We start from the raw sequence: 17861 nt of genomic DNA on the forward strand, positions 1-17861 counted from the left end.
CCGCGTGGCGGCGCCGCGGCCGCACCGGTCGCGCGCCGTTCGCGCGCGATGCGATGGGCCATCGGCGTGGGCGCTGCGCTGGTCACGGCCATCGGTCTGGTGCTGATTTTCCTGCTGGCGCAGGCCACCAACAACCGCGCGCTCTACGAACAGAACTACGCACGCCTCTTCGGCATCAACGTGGTGGTGGCCGCGTTGCTGGTGCTGGTCATCGGCTGGGTCGCGTTCCGGCTGTTGCGGCGATTGCGTCAAGGTAAGTTCGGCAGCCGCCTGCTGATCAAGCTCGCGGCGATCTTCGCGCTGGTGGGCGTGGTCCCGGGGGCGCTGGTCTACGTGGTGTCCTATCAGTTCGTCGCACGCTCGATCGAAAGCTGGTTCGACGTCAAGGTCGAGGGCGCGCTCGATGCCGGCCTCAATCTTGGCCGCGCAACGCTCGATTCGCTGTCGGACGACCTGGCCAACAAGACGCGTGGCGCCAGCAGCCAGCTCGCCCAGGTGACCGACGCCGGGGCCGGTCTGGCGCTGGAACGCATCCGCGATCAGCTGGGTGCGAGCGACGTCGTGCTCTGGACCGGCACCGGCCAGCTCGTGGCAGGCACCGGCGCCTCGCGGTTCCAGCTGAGTCCCGAGCGGCCGACGCCGCAGCAGTTCCGGCAAGTTCGCGCCGATCGGGCCATGGCCCACGTCGAAGGGCTCGACGAAGTGCCGGCACCCGGCGCCAACGCACCGCCGGTGGCCACGGTGCGCGCGCTCGCGCTGGTGCAACGCCCGGGCTTCGATTTCAACACCGAGCCGCGCTATCTGCAGGTGACCGTGCCGCTGCCCCCGGCGGTGGTTGCCAATGCGCTGGCGGTGCAGGAAGCGAATCGCGAATACCAGGAGCGCGCGCTGGCGCGGGAGGGCTTGCGGCGCATGTACATCGGCACGCTCACGCTCAGCCTCTTTCTCGCCGTGTTCGGCGCGGTGCTGCTCGCGGTGCTCTTCGGCAATCAGCTCGCGCGGCCGCTGCTCGTGCTGGCGGACGGCGTGCGCCAGGTGGCCGCCGGCGACCTGCGACCGACCGCGGTGCTGCAGGGCAAGGACGAACTCGGCGGCCTGACGCGCTCCTTCGCGGTGATGACGCAGCAGCTGTCGGATGCCCGTGGCGCTGTCGAAAAAACCATGGGCCAGCTCGACGCGGCACGCGCCAACCTGCAGACCATCCTGGACAACCTCACGTCCGGCGTGATCGTGCTCGACGCCGAAGGGACGGTGCTATCGACCAACCCCGGCGCCACGCGCGTGTTGCGCGCCCCGCTTGCTGCTTTTGAAGGCCAACGGCTGACCGAGGTGCCGGGCCTCGCTGAGTTCGGCCACGACGTGCAGCAGCAGTTCGACGAGTTCCAGGTCGAACGCCTGCAGCACGGCCTGGACCACTGGCAGCACGCATTCGAGCTGCACGCGTCGGGCAACGGCTTGTCGCAGGACGCGATCAACATCGTGGCGCGCGGCGCCGAGTTGCCGGGCGCTGCACGCCTTCTGGTGTTCGACGACATCTCAGAAATCGTCTCGGCCCAGCGCGCGCAGGCATGGGGCGAGGTGGCGCGCCGACTCGCCCACGAAATCAAGAATCCGCTCACGCCGATCCAGCTGTCGGCCGAGCGGCTGGAAATGAAACTTTCTGGCAAGGTCGATGCGCCCGAACAGGCGATCCTCACCAAGTCGGTCAAGACCATCGTCGACCAGGTCGATGCCATGAAACGACTCGTCAACGAGTTCCGCGACTACGCGCGGCTGCCGGCCGCCGACCTCAAGCCTGTCGACCTCAACGCGCTGGTGAACGACGTGCTCCAGCTCTACAACGCCGAGACGCTGCCAATCGCGATGCGCTGCGAGCTCGACGAGCGCTGCCCGCCGATCCGGGCCGACGCGCAGCAGGTCCGGCAGGTCATTCACAACCTGTTACAAAACGCGCAGGACGCGGCCGAGGCCGCCTCGCGCAGCACCGGACAAATCGGCGAGGTGGTCATCCGCACCCGGCTCGGCGAGTCGGGCCAGCGCGTGCGGCTCACGGTGCAGGACAGCGGGCCCGGCTTCGCGGAAAACATCCTCAAGCGCGCCTTCGAGCCCTACGTCACGACCAAGACCAAGGGCACCGGGCTCGGCCTCGCCGTGGTCAAGAAGATCGCCGACGAGCACGGCGCCCGCATCGAACTTTCGAATCGCCTGGTCGATGGGGCTGTGGCAGGGGCACAAGTCTCGTTATCATTCGCGCTGGCAGGCGAGACGCAATAGCGGTCGCTCACACCGCGCCATGACAACGGCGCACACAACAAGTATTCATGGCAAATATCCTCGTGGTCGACGACGAGCTGGGCATTCGTGACCTGCTCTTCGAAATTCTCAATGACGAAGGCCACAACGTGGAACTCGCGGAGAACGCTGCCGAGGCGCGCGCCGCGCGGCAACGCGCGCGGCCGGACCTCGTGCTGCTCGACATCTGGATGCCCGACACCGACGGCGTCACGCTGCTGAAAGAGTGGTCGACGGCGGGCCTGCTCACGATGCCCGTGGTGATGATGAGCGGCCACGCCACCATCGACACCGCCGTTGACGCAACGCGCATCGGCGCCTTCGCGTTCCTCGAAAAGCCCATCACCATGCAGAAGCTGCTGAAAGCCGTGGAGCAGGGACTCGCCCGCGAGAGCGCACGTCGCGCGGCGGCCAGCGTGGTGCCGGCGGCTGCCAGCAACAGCTTCGCGGCGGCGGTCACGACGGTGAACGACAGCGCGATGATGCCGACCCCGCTGCAGGCCGTGGTGGTCGATGCCGGTCCGCAGTCGAACCAGAGCTTCGACCTCGACCGTCCGCTGCGCGATGCGCGCGATGGCTTCGAGAAGGCGTACTTCGAATTCCATCTCGCGATGGAAAACGGTTCGATGACCCGCGTGGCCGAGAAAACGGGTCTCGAGCGCACGCACCTGTATCGCAAACTCAAACAATTGGGCGTTGATCTTTCGAGAGGTCGGCGCAGCGCTGTATAATCTGAGGCTGCATTCCATGGCCCGGTAGCTCAGTTGGTAGAGCAGCGGATTGAAAATCCGCGTGTCGTTGGTTCGATTCCGACCCAGGCCACCAGATACAAAAAGCCCGCTGTCCCTCGACAGCGGGCTTTTTTCATGGCGATTTCAAGGCGGGCTCAGGGCTCGACCGGCAAGGCCCGCTTGTGCGCGCTCTTGCGATGCGTCGACAGAATGGTCGCCTCGGCTTCCGGCGACACCGCCTTGCCTTCGAGGAAATCGTCGATCTGCTCGTAGCTCACCCCGAACGCATCCTCGTCGGGCTTGCCCGGTACGAGCGACTCGAGGTCGGCCGTCGGAACCTTGTAGACGAGTTCATCGGGCGCACCGAGCCACTGAGCGCAGGCACGCACGCGGCGCTTGTTGAGGCCGGTGAGCGGTGTCACGTCGGCCGCGCCGTCGCCGAACTTGGTGAAGAAGCCCATCAGCGCTTCGGCTGCGTGGTCGGTTCCGATCACGAGACCGTCGTGCGCGCCGGCGACCGCGAACTGGGCAATCATGCGTTGGCGTGCCTTGATGTTGCCGAGCACGAAGTCTTCATGTGCCGCATCGCGAAAGGCGAGATCGCCCGCTTTCAATGCAGCCAGCATGCCGTCCGCAGCGGGCTGGATGTCGACGGTGAGGGTGCGGTCGGGCTTCATGACGACGAGCGAGCGCTGGGCTTCGGCCTCGTCCTTTTGCACACCGTAGGGCAACCGCATCGCGATGAAAGTGCACGGATAGCCTTCGCTGCGCAGGCGGTCGACCGCGCGTTGCGCGAGGCACCCGGCGGTCAGCGAATCGACGCCGCCGCTGATGCCCAGCACCAGCGTCTTGAGGCCGCTCTGTCGCAGGTAGCCCGCGAGAAAAGCCGTGCGCCGCTCGATCTCGGTCGCGGCATCGAACACCGGTTCGACCTGAAGGGTCGCAATGATCTTTTTTTGTTCGTCGCTCATGGTCATGGATGGCCTCAGAAGTCCACCAGGCTCAGCCCGACGTTGAGCACGGTGCGTTTGCGGTTGTAGTCGACCAGCGTGTCGCCGTAGCCATGGAACAGCTGCGTGTGAAAGCGCAGGTTGCTCTTGGTCGGATCACCAATCGCCTTGAGCCATTCGAGGCGGATCGAGCCGCGGCCGCTGTCACGCAGGTTGTTGCGCACCGTCACGCCGAGCTGGTTATCGCGATTCAGGTTCCAGCGCGCGGTGACTTCGGCGCGACCGATGTACTCGGCGATGTCCGGGTTGTCGTCGCTCTTGGCGCTTTCGTTCAGGCGCTGCCAGATGCGGCCGGTGACGGTGAAGCGATCGTCCAGCTCCATGCCGCCCATGAGGTACACCCGGTTCCAGCTGCGCGAGTAAGGCAGGCTCTGGCCGTTCGACTGGTGCACCAGGCCGAGGCCCGCATACCGCCAGCGCCAGCCGCCCGGCAGCTTGAAATCCGTCGGGTAGACGTACATGACCTCGGGCTCATGGTCGGTGGTGCGGAACGGCCGCGAAAGGTCGCCGTTGAAGAGCTGCCAGGTCGATTGCTGGCTGTAGCCGAACCAGAGCGAATCCTTCTTCACCGGATCGTCCTTGGTGAGGATGCCCTGGGCCAGCTTGGTGCGCACCGACAGGCCGATGCGCATTTCGTTGGCCTGGTAGTCGATGGCCGTGCCGGTGTGGCCTTCCGCCGGCGAGGTCGGCGTGTCCGGCTTCTTCGTGGCGGCCGAGAACGACACGCTGAGCGGCCGGTAACCGCGGAAAGTGAAGGTGCCGCAGTCGCTGCCGTTTTCCAGTTCCCAGAAGCGCGAGAGCGTCGAGTACTGGCGGTCGCGGCAGCCTTCTTCGGTGCTCACCGAGACCACGCGCGTCGCGGGCACCGAGGCGTCGACCGGTGGCGCCGGCTGCGTGCTGGCGAGCACAGGCGGCGCCGACCCGACGGCGGCGGCAGGCAGCGATTGCTGCTGTGCCCAACGGTCGTAGCAAGCGAGGCGCGCCTCGTTGCTGCCCGCGAGGGCGCTGCACTGCTGCCAGGTGAGTTGGGCGCTTGCGAGCGGGCTCGCCGGCTTGTCGGCGGGCTGCGCATGGGCGCTTGCCATGCCGAGCCCGGCGCCAAGCGCCATCAGGATGCGTGTGTGTCGTTTCGTTTCGTTCATTGCGTTCATTGCGATTGACCTGTTCTCCTCAACACGAATGGATGCGTGCTGTCGTCGGCAGCGTTGCGCCAGGTTCCCGTGAATTCCTTGCCGCACGACCCCGGCTCCATCCGGCCCAACCAGACGCCGCTGATGCGGTGCCCGTCTTGCGATTCGTCGATGGCTAGCTGGCCCTCATCGTCGATGTCGCCGGCCAGCTGCGCCACGGTTGCGCCCGGCGTGCGTGTGATGGTGCCACGCACGCCTTCGTAGTCGGGATGCTTGCCGAGCCGCACGGCGGCGACCGCCGGCAGTCCGTCGAAGCGCGCTTCCCATTGGCCGTAGAGCGCCGTCGTCGGCATTTCCTGCGCGCTCGCGGGACAGTCGGCCGCCACAGGGATCTGCTGCGCACAAGCCGTGCCAAGCACGCCAAAAACGGCGATCAGAACAGCCGTGGAAAAGCGCTTCATGGACGTCAGACCTTCAACCACGGAACGGCGCGCCGGACGATGTCCCGGATCATTCGTTTCTTTTTTTCGGCCGACGACGAATAGTCCTTGCTCCCGTGGCCGGCGAGCCCTTCGAACACGGGCTCGCGCGGCAGGCGGTTCAGCATCACTTCGCCGGTGCCTCGCCGGGTCGCCAGGCGGTAGAAGAACCACTCGACGAACTCGCCGCGGCGCTCGTCGAATTCGTCGAGGTGCCCGCGCACGTACTTGTCCCAGAAGCGAAGCCTGAACATGAAGAAGCGGGTGTCCGCCCGGCGGCCGGTGACAGGTCGGCGCAGCCATTCGTTGATCGGATGGTCCTTTACGTCGCACAACAGATCGAAATGCCGCGTCACGGATTGCACGAGCGCCGTGAGATTCGTCAGCGGCAAGCGTCCCGTGAGCTTGGCCAGGTAGACGGATTCCTTGGCCAGCGTGGAGCGTTCGATCCCGCGTTCCAGCAACAACATTTCGCCGTAGCTCTTCCCGAGGTGCGGCGCGAAGTCGTTCAGGTCCAGCGAGATCAGTTCGATCTGCACATCGGGGGCCACGCTCGCGGCCAATTGCGCGAACTTGTCGAGCGGCCACCCGGAGTTGTCGATGAAGACGAAGCGTTTGAATCCGGGGTGGGCGTTCAGGTAGTAAGCCAGGGTGTCCAGGTAGTCGGTCTCCCGCTGCACCGGATCGGCGATCGACACGTCGGCCAGCGCGTTCGGCCGGATGGACGCGGACAGCAGCAGGCAAACGTCGCCGGGTTCGATGAGGTGTTGGCGCATACGCAGGTCGGGTTTTGAGCAGGCGCTCTACAACAAGTTCACGGCGCCGCGGCGGCGGCTGCCGCCGCGGCCGCATTGTCTTGCGCCTTGCGTGCGAACTCGGCACGCAGTGCCTTGAGCTTCTCGCGCGGGTCTTCTTTCGCGGTCGCCTTGTCGAGCGCCATCTCGGCAATGAAGCGGCTCGGGATGCCGGCCACCATCTCGCGGCCTTTCTTTCGCTTCTTGGTCCAGCTCACCGCCAGGCTGCGCTGCGCGCGGGTGATGCCGACGTACATGAGGCGGCGCTCTTCCTGCAGGCGCGCGAGCGTGTCGTCGCTGATCTTCTCCTGCCGGCCGTTGTCGTCGTCGAGCTTGAAGGGCAGCAGGCCTTCGGTCACGCCGACCAGCATCACGTGCGGCCACTCGAGTCCCTTGGACGCGTGCAGCGTGGAGAGCGTGACGACGTTCTGGTCTTTTTCGCGCTCGCTGATGGTCGACAGCAGCGAGATGGTCTGCGCCACCTCGAGCAGGCTCTTGCGCTCGCTCTCGACGGTGGCGCCCGAGGTGTCGTCGATCTCGCCGCCGGCGCGGGCCGACATCCAGTCGCAGAACTCCATCACGTTGGTCCAGCGCGCGGCGGCGACCTGCTCGCTGTCCTCGCCGTCGTAGAGGTGCTTCTCGTAGTCGATTTCCTTCAGCCACTCCGTCATGAAAGCGCGCGAATCCTCGGCACCCATGATGCGGCGGGCGCGGTATTCGAGGTCGTTGATGTAGCGGCCGAATTCGTGCAACTGCTCGTGTGCGCGCTTGGCCATCACGCTGGGCAGCGACGGGCTGAAAAGCGCTTCGAACAGGCTCAGCTTGTACTGGCTCGCGAAGGTGCCGAGGCTGGCCAGCGTGGTATGGCCGATGCCGCGCTTGGGCGTGGTCACCGCGCGCAGGAAGGCCGGGTCGTCGTCGTTGTTGACCCAGAGGCGGAACCAGCCGCACAGGTCCTTGATTTCGGCCCGGTCGAAGAAACTTTGCCCGCCCGACACCTTGTACGGAATCTGCGCCTTGCGCAGTGCCTGCTCGAACACGCGGGCCTGGTGGTTGGCGCGGTACAGCACCGCGAAATTGCGCCATTCGAGATGCTGCGTACCGGTCGAACTTTGCGTGATGGTTTCGCCGGCCCGCAGGCTCTGGATGCGGGCCACCGTGCGCTCGGCTTCGTGCGCTTCGCTGTCGGCATCGATCACGCGCACCGGTTCGCCTTCGCCCAGTTCGCTGAACAGTGTCTTGGGAAACAGCTTCGGGTTTGGCCCGATCACGTTGTTGGCCGCGCGCAGGATCGCGCTGGTGCTGCGGTAGTTCTGCTCGAGCTTGATGACCTTCAAGTTCGGGTAGTCGATCGGCAGCTTCTTCAGGTTGTCGAGCGTCGCGCCGCGCCAGCCGTAGATCGACTGGTCGTCGTCGCCCACCGCAGTGAAATGGCCGCGCTCGCCGACCAGCGCCTTCAGCACGTCGTACTGCGTGGCGTTGGTGTCCTGGTACTCGTCGACCAGCACATGGCCGAGGGCGGCCTGCCACTTGGCGCGCACGTCGTCGTGGTCGCGCAAGAGCTTGAGCGGCAGGCCGATGAGGTCGTCGAAGTCGACGCTCTGGTAGGCGGTCAGGCGCTCTTCGTAGCGGCCCATGATGGTGGCGGTGACACGTTCGTTGTCATCGGCGGCCTGGGCCAGCGCCTGCGCCGCGTTCAGGCCCGCGTTCTTCCATTTGCTGATGGTCCATTGCCAGATGCGCGCCGTGGCCGCATCGGTGGTGCCGCCCGCGTCTTTCAGGATGCGGGTGACGTCGTCGCTGTCCAGGATGCTGAACTGCGGCTTGAGGCCGAGCACGGCGCCGTCCTCGCGCATCATGCGCACGCCCAGCGCGTGAAAGGTGCACACCACGACATGCTTCGCGTCGCGCCCGATCAGGCCCTTGGCGCGCTCGCGCATTTCGGCAGCCGCCTTGTTCGTGAAGGTGATCGCGGCGATGCGTTTGGGGGCCATGCCGGACTCGATGAGCCGGCCGATCTTGTGCGTGATGACGCGCGTCTTGCCCGAGCCGGCACCGGCCAGCACGAGGCAGGGCCCGTGCAGGTAGTTGACCGCTTCTTGTTGCGCGAGATTGAGACCGGAAGACATGGAGACCGAGCGGGAAACCGCGAGCAGAAACGCCTGGGCGCAAAGCGCTCGATGATACGGGCGAGTGTCGGACGAGGCGGGTTGTAAGGGCGTGTTAAGACCGGTAATTCATTCGATGCATGTCATGCAAAAAACGAGACACCCTTTCAAGATCGCCTTCTGGACCGCGCTGCTCACCATGGCCGCGACGGTGCTGGTGCTGAACTTCATCCCGGGCGAGAAAAAGATCGACCAGCACGTGTCGCGCGAATACGGCCTGCACGACCCGCAGTTCCGTCGCGCCATGAGCGTGCTGCTCGGTCCATCGATCGTGCAGGGCAATCGCTTCGAGGCCTTGCTGAACGGCGACCAGATCTTTCCGCCGATGCTCGCGGCCATTCGCGGTGCGAAAGAAAGCATCACCTTCGAAACCTATATCTACTGGTCCGGTGACATCGGCAAGGCGTTCGCCGATGCGCTGGCCGAGCGGGCGCGCGCCGGCGTCAAGGTGCATGTGCTGCTCGACTGGGTCGGCAGCGCGAAGATCGACGACAGCTTCCTCGAGGAAATGGAGAAGGCCGGCGTCGAGATCCGCAAGTTCCACAAGCCGAGCTGGTACGACATCGCGCGCATGAACAACCGCACCCACCGCAAGCTGCTGGTGGTCGATGGTGCGGTCGGTTTCACCGGCGGCGTCGGCATCGCGCCCGAGTGGACCGGGAACGCGCAGGACCCCGCGCACTGGCGCGATTCGCACTTCAAGGTGGAGGGCCCGGTGGTCGCGCAGATGCAGGCCGTGTTCATGGACAACTGGGTCAAGGTGTCGGGCGAGGTGTTGCACGGCCAGCGCTACTTCCCGGCGCTTGCGCCGCGCGACGTGCCGGGCAACGACGAGCGCGGCGGCGCGCAGATGTTCAGCAGTTCGCCGTCGGGCGGCAGCGAAAGCATGCACCTCATGTACCTCCTCGCGATCACCGCGGCCGAGAAGACGATCGACCTGTCGAGCGCCTATTTCGTGCCCGACGACCTCACGCGCGATGCGCTGGTGGCGGCCGTGAAGCGCGGTGTGCGGGTGCGCATCATCACGCCGGGGCCGATCATCGATGCGCAGTCGGTGCGCAACGCGTCGCGCGCGGGCTGGGGCCCGTTGCTGGAGGCCGGTGTGCAGATGCACGAGTACCAGCCGACGATGTTCCATTGCAAGGTGCTGGTGGTCGACGACTTCCTGGTGTCGGTCGGTTCCACCAACTTCGACAACCGCTCATTCCGCCTGAACGACGAGGCCAACCTCAACATCTACGACACCGATTTTGCGAAGGCGCAGGTCGCGATCTTCGAGAACGACTTGCGGCACAGCCGCGCTGTCACGCTCGCGCAGTGGCAGAACCGCCCGTTGCAGGAAAAGGTCAAGGAGCACCTCGCCTCGCTGCTGTCGGCCCAGCTCTAGCGCTTTCACAAAACTGTCATCTCGCTCGGCCCTAATCGCCGGGCCCGCGCGCCGCGCGGGGAAATTACAGGATTTCCGGATGACCAGACAAAGAACGATGGCGGGCGGTATCGCGCTCATGAGCGCCGCACTGATGGTGACGGCGTGCGGTGGTGGTGATGGCGGCGGCAACGGCGGCTTCGCCTTTCCGGCTGCGAGCGGCGGTACCGGCACGGGCACGCAGACGTCGGCCCCTGCGCCCGCCGGCACGACCCCGGTCGTCGCCAGCACGGTCACCGGCACCTTCCTGGATGCCGCCGTCGAAGGCCTGGACTACACAGCCGGTGCGGGCACCAAGGCCGCGACCAACGCGGCCGGCGAATTCGTTTGCAAGGATGGCGACACCGTCGTTTTCAGCGCGGGCGCTGTGGCGCTCGGCAGTGCCGCCTGCGGCGCCACCGTCACGCCGCTCACGCTCGCCGGCGGCTCCGACATCAAGACCGATGCCGTGGTCAACCGCCTGCTGGCATTGCAGACGCTCGACGACGACGCCGACCCGTCGAACGGCATCAAGTTGACGGCGCCGCTCAAGGCCGCGCTGACGGCCGGGGTGCTGGATTTCGCCGCGACGCCCGCGGCCTTCGAGCTGGCGCTGAACAAGCTGCTCGCGGCCTTGCCCGCGCCCTGGAGCACGCGCACCGTCGACGCGAGCCGTCGCATCCTCGCGCAGGAACATTTTGAGAACACGCTGGCGTCGCGCCTCGGCACACCGGTGGTCGACACGTCCACGCAGACCAATGCGCTGGGCAAGTTCGCGCTGGCCGTCACGCGCTATCAGTTGCAGGCCGATGCGAAGTTCTACGTGCCCTACGAAGGCAGCAACGCGCTCATCAAGGCCGACTTTCCCAACGGCTTCCTGCCGGCCTATGGCTCCGGCATGGCGTTCAAGGGCAAGGCGGCCGACGGTGCACTGGAGTTCTATGCGATCACCGATCGCGGTCCGAACGGCGACGGGCCGACCACGCCGGTGCCAGGCGGCACGGGGACGAACGTCAGCAAGGTGTTCCCGGCGCCCTCGTTCGCGCCAAGCTACGGCGTGATCCGCGTGGGCAGCAACGGCGCCGTGCTGCAGTCGAGCACGCCGCTCCGGCTCAATGCGGGCCAGAAGCTCACCGGCCTGCCGCCGCAATCGGGCGTGGGCTCGACCGGCGAGACACCGCTGACCGATGCCTACGTGTTCGACGCCACCAAATCCAACTTCGATGCGAACGGGATCGACCCCGAATCGATGGTGCTCGACGCCAAACGCAACGTGCTGTGGACCAGCGACGAGTACGGGCCGTTCATCGCCCGCATCAACATTGCCACCGGCGTGGTCGAGAAGCGCTACAAGCCCGGCACGGGCGCCGGCGACCTGCCGGCCGTGCTGCAGCAGCGGCGTGCCAACCGCGGCATGGAAGGCCTGGCGCTCGACATCGCCAGCGGCAAGTTGCACGGCTACCTGCAAAGCCCGATCGACCCGAAGGACGGTGCGGGCAAGTCGCTGAAGGCGACGCCGCCAGGCGGTGTCAGTACCGACGTGCGCCACATCGCGAAGTTCGCGCGCTGGCTCGAGTTTGACCCGAGCACCGAAACCTCGAAGATGTACGCCTACCCGATCAACGGCGGCGTCTACGACAAGGACCGCACCGGCAACGCCAAGCTGGGTGACCTGGTGAGCCTCGGCAACGGCCGGTTCATCGTGATCGAGCAGGGCGCCCGCAAGAGCGACGGCAAGGTGTTCAACAAGCTGATGCTGGTGGAAGTGCCGGCCAATGCGACCGACATCGTCGGGTTCGACCAGAACCTCGAAGTCAGCAGCATCACGCAAGCCGTGGCGGGCACGGCCGACTATTCCGCCGTCATCACGCTCAAGAAGACCGAGCTGCTCGACCTCAACGCGCTCGGCTGGCTGGCCGAAAAGGCGGAAGGCCTGGCCTGGGTCGACGACCACACGCTGGCGCTGGTCAACGACAACGACTTCGGCGTTGCCACCACGCTGCTCGATGCCACCGGCGCCAAGATCGCCGGCAGCATGGAAGACTGCACGGTCGATGCCGCAGGCGCGATCGTGAGCGGCTGCCCCAAGGCCACCGGCGGTGCCCGCCTCACGCGCGGCAGCGACCTCGAGCGGCCGACGCGCGTGTGGCTGATCAAGTTCGACCAGAGCCTGTCGGCCTTGCGTCTGCCCTGACCGGAAAAGACCGCAGCAGAGCCGCGACAATCGTGGCGTGCTGCAGATCTTCCTGGTCACTTTCCCGTTCTTCGCGCTGATCGCGGCCGGCTATGCGGCCGCGCGCCTGCGCGTGTTGCCGCTCGATGCCATCCCGGGGCTCAATACCTTCGTTCTGTATTTCGCGCTGCCGTGCATGCTGTACCGCTTCGGCGCGCGCACGCCGATCGCGCAGTTGCTCGATGGCAGCGTGGCGCTGGTGTGGGGCGTCAGCGGACTGCTGCTGGTCGCCGCCACCGTGTGGTGGACGCGCAGTGCGCGGCTCGGCTGGAACGACGCGTCGTTCGGCGCGCTGGTGGCAGCGTTCCCGAACACCGGCTTCATGGGCGTGCCGCTCCTGGCCGCCCTGCTCGGCGCCAGCGCGGCGGGGCCGGTGATCATCACGATCACTTTCGACATGGTCATCACGTCGTCGCTCTGCATCGCGCTCTCGCGTCTCGACGGTGCCGACGAACACGGCGCGGCGCGGGCGGTGCGGCAGGCCTTGCGCGGCATGTTCGTGAACCCGCTGCCCTGGTCGATCCTGCTCGGCGCGCTGGCGTCGGCGATGCAGTTCAGCCTCTTCGGTCCGATCGATCGCACGGTGGCGATGCTGGCCGACGCGGCCTCGCCGGCGGCCCTCTTCACCATCGGCGCGGTGCTCGCACGGTCGGCGCTGCTGGCGCGCAGCACGCCCGATCACGGCCTCTCGCGCGCCGGCGACGTGCTGCCGGTGGTGCTGGCCAAGTTGCTGGTGCATCCGCTGCTCGTGTGGTCGGCGGCGCGTGGGGCGATGGCGCTCGGGCTGCCGTTGACCGAGCCTGCGCTGGTGGCCATCGTGCTGGTCGCTGCGCTGCCGAGCGCGAGCAACGTGGCGATGCTGGCCGAGCGATTCGGCGCCGACAACGGGCGCATCGCACGCATCATCTTGTGGACGACAGCCGCGGCCTTCGTCACCTTCCCGCTCGCGGTGCGCTGGTTGCGCTGAATCAGGGTGTCAGCACGCCCAGCTTGTAGGGGTCGGCGTCGGACAGCACTTCGCATTTCGACACGTCGCGGCCTTGCGTGCCATCGCAATAGAAGGTCTTGTAGACGCGGCCGAACAGGGTCGGTGTCGAGCTGAACAACACGCCCTGGTCGGGTTGCCAGACTTCCTTTTCGCGCGATGGCGTGGTCAACGACACGACCTCGACGCCAGCGGCGGGCATGGCCGGCGCAGGCGAGGTGCCGGTGGTCGTGGTGATGTCGTTCAACAGCTTTTTTGCCTCGCCAGCCTTCGGGCGCGTGGCCAAGGGGATCAGCAGGCCGTTGACATGCGGGCCGCGGCCGAAGCGGTGTTCCTTGCCCGCCAAAAATGCCCAGGCGCAGGCGGCATGGCACTGGCCGATCGCTTCGGTGCTGACCCCGCTCGACCGGATCGCCCGGGCGTAGCTTTCAGCAGCTTCCGCGGTGCCACCGAAGGAGTCGACGAACACGACCGTGCGCACCGTGCCACTGCCGAGCTGGTCGACGAATTCGCGGGAAGCGCTGCCGTCGAGCAGGCCGGTCACGACGAGTCGCGGACCTTCCTGCGAGAGCTCGGCCGCAGGCGCCGAAGCAGCCCCCACGCAGGCGAGTGTCAGAACCATCAGCATGCGATACGACGTGTTCACGGTGTGCTCCCGGTGGCGTTGGCATCCAGATTATTTCCGTCTTTTGCCCGATACGTCGTCAGGGGCTTGTGGCGAGTCGGCGGAATTCGCTTTGCTTCATCGACAGGTAGTCGTCGCGCGACATCTCGTGCAGTTGCCGTGCGTACTGTTCGGTGGCGTCGAACCAGGCCATGAGGCGCTTGTCGAGTTGCTGCGGCGCGGGGGCGTCGAGCCAGGCGTCGATCGCCAAGTAGTAGCGCATGGTGTTGCGCTCGACCACACCGCGCACGCCGCCGATGTAATCCGGCGCGCCAGCCGAGTCCTTGCCGGTCGTGGTGAAGCCGACCTTGTCGCTGCCCAAGGTGCCGAGGTAGGCCTGCATCGCAAGCCGCGCTGCCGTGCCGTAACCATACGAGTAGCCCAGGTGAATGAAGGTCTGGCCGCCGCCGATGGGGGTCGCTTCGAGCAGGATGCGGTAGTCGCGCGTGGACATCGGCCCGCTGGGGGCGTCGAGTTCCACGTCGAGATAGCCCGCGCTCGCGCTCTTGACCTGGTAGCGGAAGTCGACCCGCGACGCATCGGCCACGGGCTGGTCGAACTTTCGGCCGATCGACACCGCAAGCATGGGCGCGGTGGCGGCTCCGGTCACCGCGCAATACTTGGTGTTGAGGTGCAGCATCAGTACGCTGCACCAGGTGCCGGGCAGCTTGAACGCGTTGCCGACTTCGCCGAACGGATGGTCGACCACCGCGTAGATGTCGCCGCTCAACTGGTTGCTGCCTTCCTTCGATTCGAGCACCAGCTTTCGCTGGAAGGGGTTGCGGTCGAGTCGCGCGGTCATGGCCTTGAACTGCGCGTTCAACGCATCGGCGCTGCCGGCGCTTTGCGCCTGTGCCGCCTGGGAGACCAGCGCAGACCCCACGACGATGAAGAACACAAACAGGCCGTGGCGCAAAAAATGTTTCATGGCGTCATCGTGGGTGATGCGCCGCTGCCGACGCGTAGGAATATGCAATCAAATCGCAACACGGCGGCACGCAAACACTATTGACGGCAACCGTGAACTAGTTTGAGTGCTTTCGTATACATGCGCTGGTAGAGTCCCGGCAAACCAGGGAGTCCCATGACAGCGACGTCAGTTCGCACCGATGTGTGCAGTGTGCGCGCCACCACTTTTGCGCGGTGTGGCCGGAGCTCGCCATGAGCCTGGCTATTCGACTCAATGAGCCCACCGTGCTCGCGTCGATGCAAGGGCTGGACGACGACGTCGACCTGCCGCTGGCCGCGACCGAAGCTGCCGAACCCGTCATCGTTCAGAGCCTGCCCGAAGGTGCCCGACTGCTCGATTACGAGATCATCGGGCTGATCGGCGAGGGTGGCTTCGGCATCGTCTACCTCGCCTACGACGCCTTGCTGGAACGACACATCGCCATCAAGGAATACATGCCGACCACGCTGGCGTCGCGCGCCAGCGGATCGCAGGCGGTGGTGATCAAGTCGGAGCGGCATGCCGAGTCGTTCCATGTCGGCCTGCGCAGCTTCATCAACGAAGCACGGCTGCTCGAACGCTTCGACCATCCGTCGCTGGTGAAGGTGCTCCATTTCTGGGAAGCCAACGGCACGGCCTACATGGCGATGCCTTTCTACGAAGGGCACACGCTGGCGCAGGTGCTGGAGACGATGGGCCGCGCGCCCGTCGAAGCAGAAATTCTGGCCTGGCTGCGGCCGCTCCTGCAGGCGCTCACCGTGTTGCACGCCGCGCGCTGCTTTCATCGCGACATCGCACCCGACAACATCCTGCTCACGCCCGACGGCCCGCTGCTGCTCGACTTCGGCGCTGCGCGTCGTGTCGTGCTCGACAGGGCCGACACGCCCACCGTCGTGTTCAAGCCGGGCTATGCGCCGATCGAGCAGTACGGCGAAATGCAGGAGCTCAAGCAGGGCGCGTGGACCGACCTCTATGCGCTGGCCGCCGTGGTGTATGCGGCGGTGACCGGGCGCCCGCCGATCCCCGCCGTGGAACGCTGGGTCGACGACACATTGCTGCCGCTGTCGGAGGTTGCGCAAGGCGGTTACAGCCCGCCTTTTCTTGCCACGATCGACGCAGCGCTTGCGCTGAAGCCGGTCGACCGGCCCGCCACGGCCGCTGACTTTTTGGCGCGCCTGGACGCGGTCGAAGACGCACCGCGAATGCTCGAAGCGATCCCTGAAGTGCCTGAGGGCGTGGCTGTGCCGGCGCTGCTTGCTGTCCCGGAGCCTGTTTCCGAACCGGTCGTGGCCGCCGTGGCACCCGTCGCGCCGCCGCTCATTACCGACCCGCCGTCGCTGGGCACGATCGCGCAGCCGTGGGAGCGCCGCAGCCGGCTGCCGCTCTACGCCTTGCTGGCGCTGCTGCTTGTCCTGGGTGCTTGGGGGCTGACTGCGCTTCGAAATCGGGCGCCAGCCGTCGATGCGCCTGCCGAGCGGCCGGCGGCCACCGCGAGTTCGCCGACGCCGGCACCTGAAGCGGCGCCGGTGCAGGCCTCCGCGCCGGCGCCGATTCCCCCGCCGCCAATGCCACAGATGGCCCCGGTGCCCAAAGCTGTGGCGCGCGGTCCGGCCACTGCGCCCGCCGTGGTGCGGCCGCCAGCGCCGGCACGAGACGCGGTGGCGCCCTCGTCCACCCGCGCTGCGCCCGAAGCGGCGCCGTCCAGAACAGCAGACGTCCGTCAGCGGTGCGGCGAAATCATTCAACGGGCTTCCATCGAACCACTTCGGTCCGGCGAGGCTGCATTTTTAAAAAGGGAGTGTCGACAATGAACATTGCAAAAACCACCACCACCGGACGCTGGCTTCAGGCCGCGTTCGGCACAGCCGCCTTGCTGGCTGGCCTGGCCCTGACGGGCTGCGCCGCGCCCAAGGCCAGCGTGTCCACCACCGTGTTGCCGTTCGACCAGGCGGTCGCCAACGTCACCGACGGGCTGATGGCCCAAACGAGCGGCTTTGCCGGCTTTGCATCCAAACGCAGCCTGGTGCTCGACCCGATGGTCGACGTCGGCAGTGGCCAGCAAACCGTCGCCACGCAAACCTTGCAACGCCGCGTCGCCGAACGCATGCGCACGCAGCACGACACGGCAGAAATCCTGCCGTTCCAAAAAGAGAACCTGGACAAGGCGAGCTACTTGCTGACCGGCACCTTGGCGCGCACGCAGCGCTCGCCGACCACGCCGGGTCCGATCCAGATCAAGCTGGCGCTGACCGATGTGCGCAGCGGCAAGGTCGTGGCGCAAGCGTCGGGCCTGGCGCGCGACGAAGGCATCGACAACACCCCGCTCGCCTACGACCAGGACAGCCCGGTGCTCGCCCAGGACCAGGTGATCGACGGCTACGTGCGCACCACCGCCACCGGCCCGGGCCAACCCGCCGATGCGTACTACCTGCAACGGCTGACCGCAGCCCCGGTGATCACCGAGGCCACCGCGCTCTACAACGCCGGCCGTTACCAGGAAGCACTCGCGCAATACAACGCCGCGAACGCGACGCCGGCCGGCGATCAGCTGCGCGTGCTGAGCGGCATTTACCTGACCTCGGTCAAGCTGGACCGCACCGCCGATGCCGAACAGGCCTTCGCCAAGATCGTCTCGTACGGCATTGCCAACAAGCAGCTCGGCGTGAAGTTCCTGTTCAACCCGGGCAGCACCGTGTTCTGGTCCGATCCCAAGGTCAGCGGTGCCTACGACATGTGGTTGCGCCAACTCGCCGGCCTGAGCACGGCGGCCAATGTGTGCATGGACATCGTCGGCCACACCAGCCACACCGGCACGGCGGCGCTCAACGATTCGCTGTCGCTGCAGCGCGCCGATTTCATTCGTCAGAAACTGACCGCGCAGTCGGCGCCGCTCGAAAAGCGCACGCGTGCGGATGGCAAGGGCTTTCGCGAAAACATCATCGGCACCGGCACCGACAACACGGTCGATGCGCTCGACCGTCGCGTCGAATTCAAGATCGTCGCCTGCCCCGCCTGACGCCT

At 66.4% G+C, this 17861-nt stretch carries 14 protein-coding genes and 1 tRNA gene; 8 read left to right on the forward strand and 7 right to left on the reverse strand.

What is annotated here, in order from left to right; translation table 11 throughout:
• Positions 1 to 48: 48 nt before the first annotated feature.
• The 3 genes from AX767_RS12800 to AX767_RS12810 all read left to right on the forward strand — a co-directional run bounded on the left by AX767_RS12800 (position 49) and on the right by AX767_RS12810 (position 3117).
• A complete protein-coding gene (locus tag AX767_RS12800; RefSeq protein ID WP_443082780.1) occupies positions 49 to 2274 on the forward strand; it encodes an ATP-binding protein in 2226 nt (741 codons plus the stop codon).
• A gap of 47 nt (positions 2275 to 2321) precedes the next feature.
• The gene (locus AX767_RS12805; RefSeq protein ID WP_068631694.1) at positions 2322 to 3023 is read left to right on the forward strand and encodes a response regulator; all 702 of its coding nucleotides are present in this window, start codon (positions 2322 to 2324) and stop codon (positions 3021 to 3023) included.
• A gap of 18 nt (positions 3024 to 3041) precedes the next feature.
• Positions 3042 to 3117 (forward strand) — tRNA-Phe (locus AX767_RS12810).
• A 61-nt stretch (positions 3118 to 3178) separates the two neighbouring features.
• Here AX767_RS12810 and nadE read toward each other — a convergent pair.
• From nadE to AX767_RS12835, 5 genes are read right to left on the reverse strand one after another with little or no spacing between them, the layout of a single operon-like run.
• The gene (nadE, locus tag AX767_RS12815; RefSeq protein ID WP_068631695.1) at positions 3179 to 4000 is read right to left on the reverse strand and encodes an ammonia-dependent NAD(+) synthetase; all 822 of its coding nucleotides are present in this window, start codon (positions 3998 to 4000) and stop codon (positions 3179 to 3181) included.
• An 8-nt stretch (positions 4001 to 4008) separates the two neighbouring features.
• The gene (locus tag AX767_RS12820; protein ID WP_068633664.1) at positions 4009 to 5175 is read right to left on the reverse strand and encodes a phospholipase A; all 1167 of its coding nucleotides are present in this window, start codon (positions 5173 to 5175) and stop codon (positions 4009 to 4011) included.
• A 5-nt stretch (positions 5176 to 5180) separates the two neighbouring features.
• Positions 5181 to 5624: a hypothetical protein gene (locus tag AX767_RS12825; protein WP_068631696.1), complete on the reverse strand. Its 444-nt coding sequence runs from the start codon at positions 5622 to 5624 to the stop codon at positions 5181 to 5183.
• Between the two features lie 5 nt (positions 5625 to 5629).
• Positions 5630 to 6418, reverse strand: a complete 789-nt coding sequence (locus tag AX767_RS12830) for a hypothetical protein (protein ID WP_068631697.1) — start codon at positions 6416 to 6418, stop codon at positions 5630 to 5632.
• Between the two features lie 38 nt (positions 6419 to 6456).
• A complete protein-coding gene (locus tag AX767_RS12835) occupies positions 6457 to 8565 on the reverse strand; it encodes an ATP-dependent helicase (RefSeq protein ID WP_068631698.1) in 2109 nt (702 codons plus the stop codon).
• A gap of 124 nt (positions 8566 to 8689) precedes the next feature.
• Between AX767_RS12835 and cls the strand changes: the two genes are divergently transcribed.
• The 3 genes from cls to AX767_RS12850 all read left to right on the forward strand — a co-directional run bounded on the left by cls (position 8690) and on the right by AX767_RS12850 (position 13209).
• The gene (gene cls, locus AX767_RS12840; RefSeq protein ID WP_068633667.1) at positions 8690 to 9991 is read left to right on the forward strand and encodes a cardiolipin synthase; all 1302 of its coding nucleotides are present in this window, start codon (positions 8690 to 8692) and stop codon (positions 9989 to 9991) included.
• A 79-nt stretch (positions 9992 to 10070) separates the two neighbouring features.
• On the forward strand, positions 10071 to 12203 hold the full coding sequence (locus AX767_RS12845) for an esterase-like activity of phytase family protein (protein WP_237288450.1): 2133 nt from the start codon (positions 10071 to 10073) through the stop codon (positions 12201 to 12203).
• A gap of 37 nt (positions 12204 to 12240) precedes the next feature.
• On the forward strand, positions 12241 to 13209 hold the full coding sequence (locus tag AX767_RS12850) for an AEC family transporter (protein ID WP_068631699.1): 969 nt from the start codon (positions 12241 to 12243) through the stop codon (positions 13207 to 13209).
• 1 nt (position 13210) lies between these two features.
• Here the strand turns inward: AX767_RS12850 and AX767_RS12855 are convergent, their stop codons facing one another.
• Together AX767_RS12855 and AX767_RS12860 are read right to left on the reverse strand one after the other, a co-directional pair.
• Entirely contained in the window at positions 13211 to 13873 is a 663-nt protein-coding gene (locus AX767_RS12855; RefSeq protein ID WP_237288452.1) for a hypothetical protein, read from the reverse strand.
• Positions 13874 to 13931: 58 nt separating this feature from the next.
• Entirely contained in the window at positions 13932 to 14819 is an 888-nt protein-coding gene (locus tag AX767_RS12860) for a hypothetical protein (RefSeq protein WP_068631700.1), read from the reverse strand.
• 233 nt (positions 14820 to 15052) lie between these two features.
• On the opposite strand from AX767_RS12860, the gene AX767_RS21690 reads away from it, so the two are divergent.
• On the forward strand, positions 15053 to 16651 hold the full coding sequence (locus tag AX767_RS21690) for a serine/threonine protein kinase (protein WP_068631701.1): 1599 nt from the start codon (positions 15053 to 15055) through the stop codon (positions 16649 to 16651).
• The gene (locus AX767_RS12870) at positions 16648 to 17856 is read left to right on the forward strand and encodes an OmpA family protein (protein WP_068631702.1); all 1209 of its coding nucleotides are present in this window, start codon (positions 16648 to 16650) and stop codon (positions 17854 to 17856) included. The genes AX767_RS21690 and AX767_RS12870 overlap by 4 nt, the downstream gene beginning before the upstream one ends.
• Positions 17857 to 17861 lie beyond the last annotated feature (5 nt).

This window comes from Variovorax sp. PAMC 28711 (genome assembly GCF_001577265.1).
Classification (GTDB): Bacteria; Pseudomonadota; Gammaproteobacteria; order Burkholderiales; family Burkholderiaceae_C; genus Variovorax.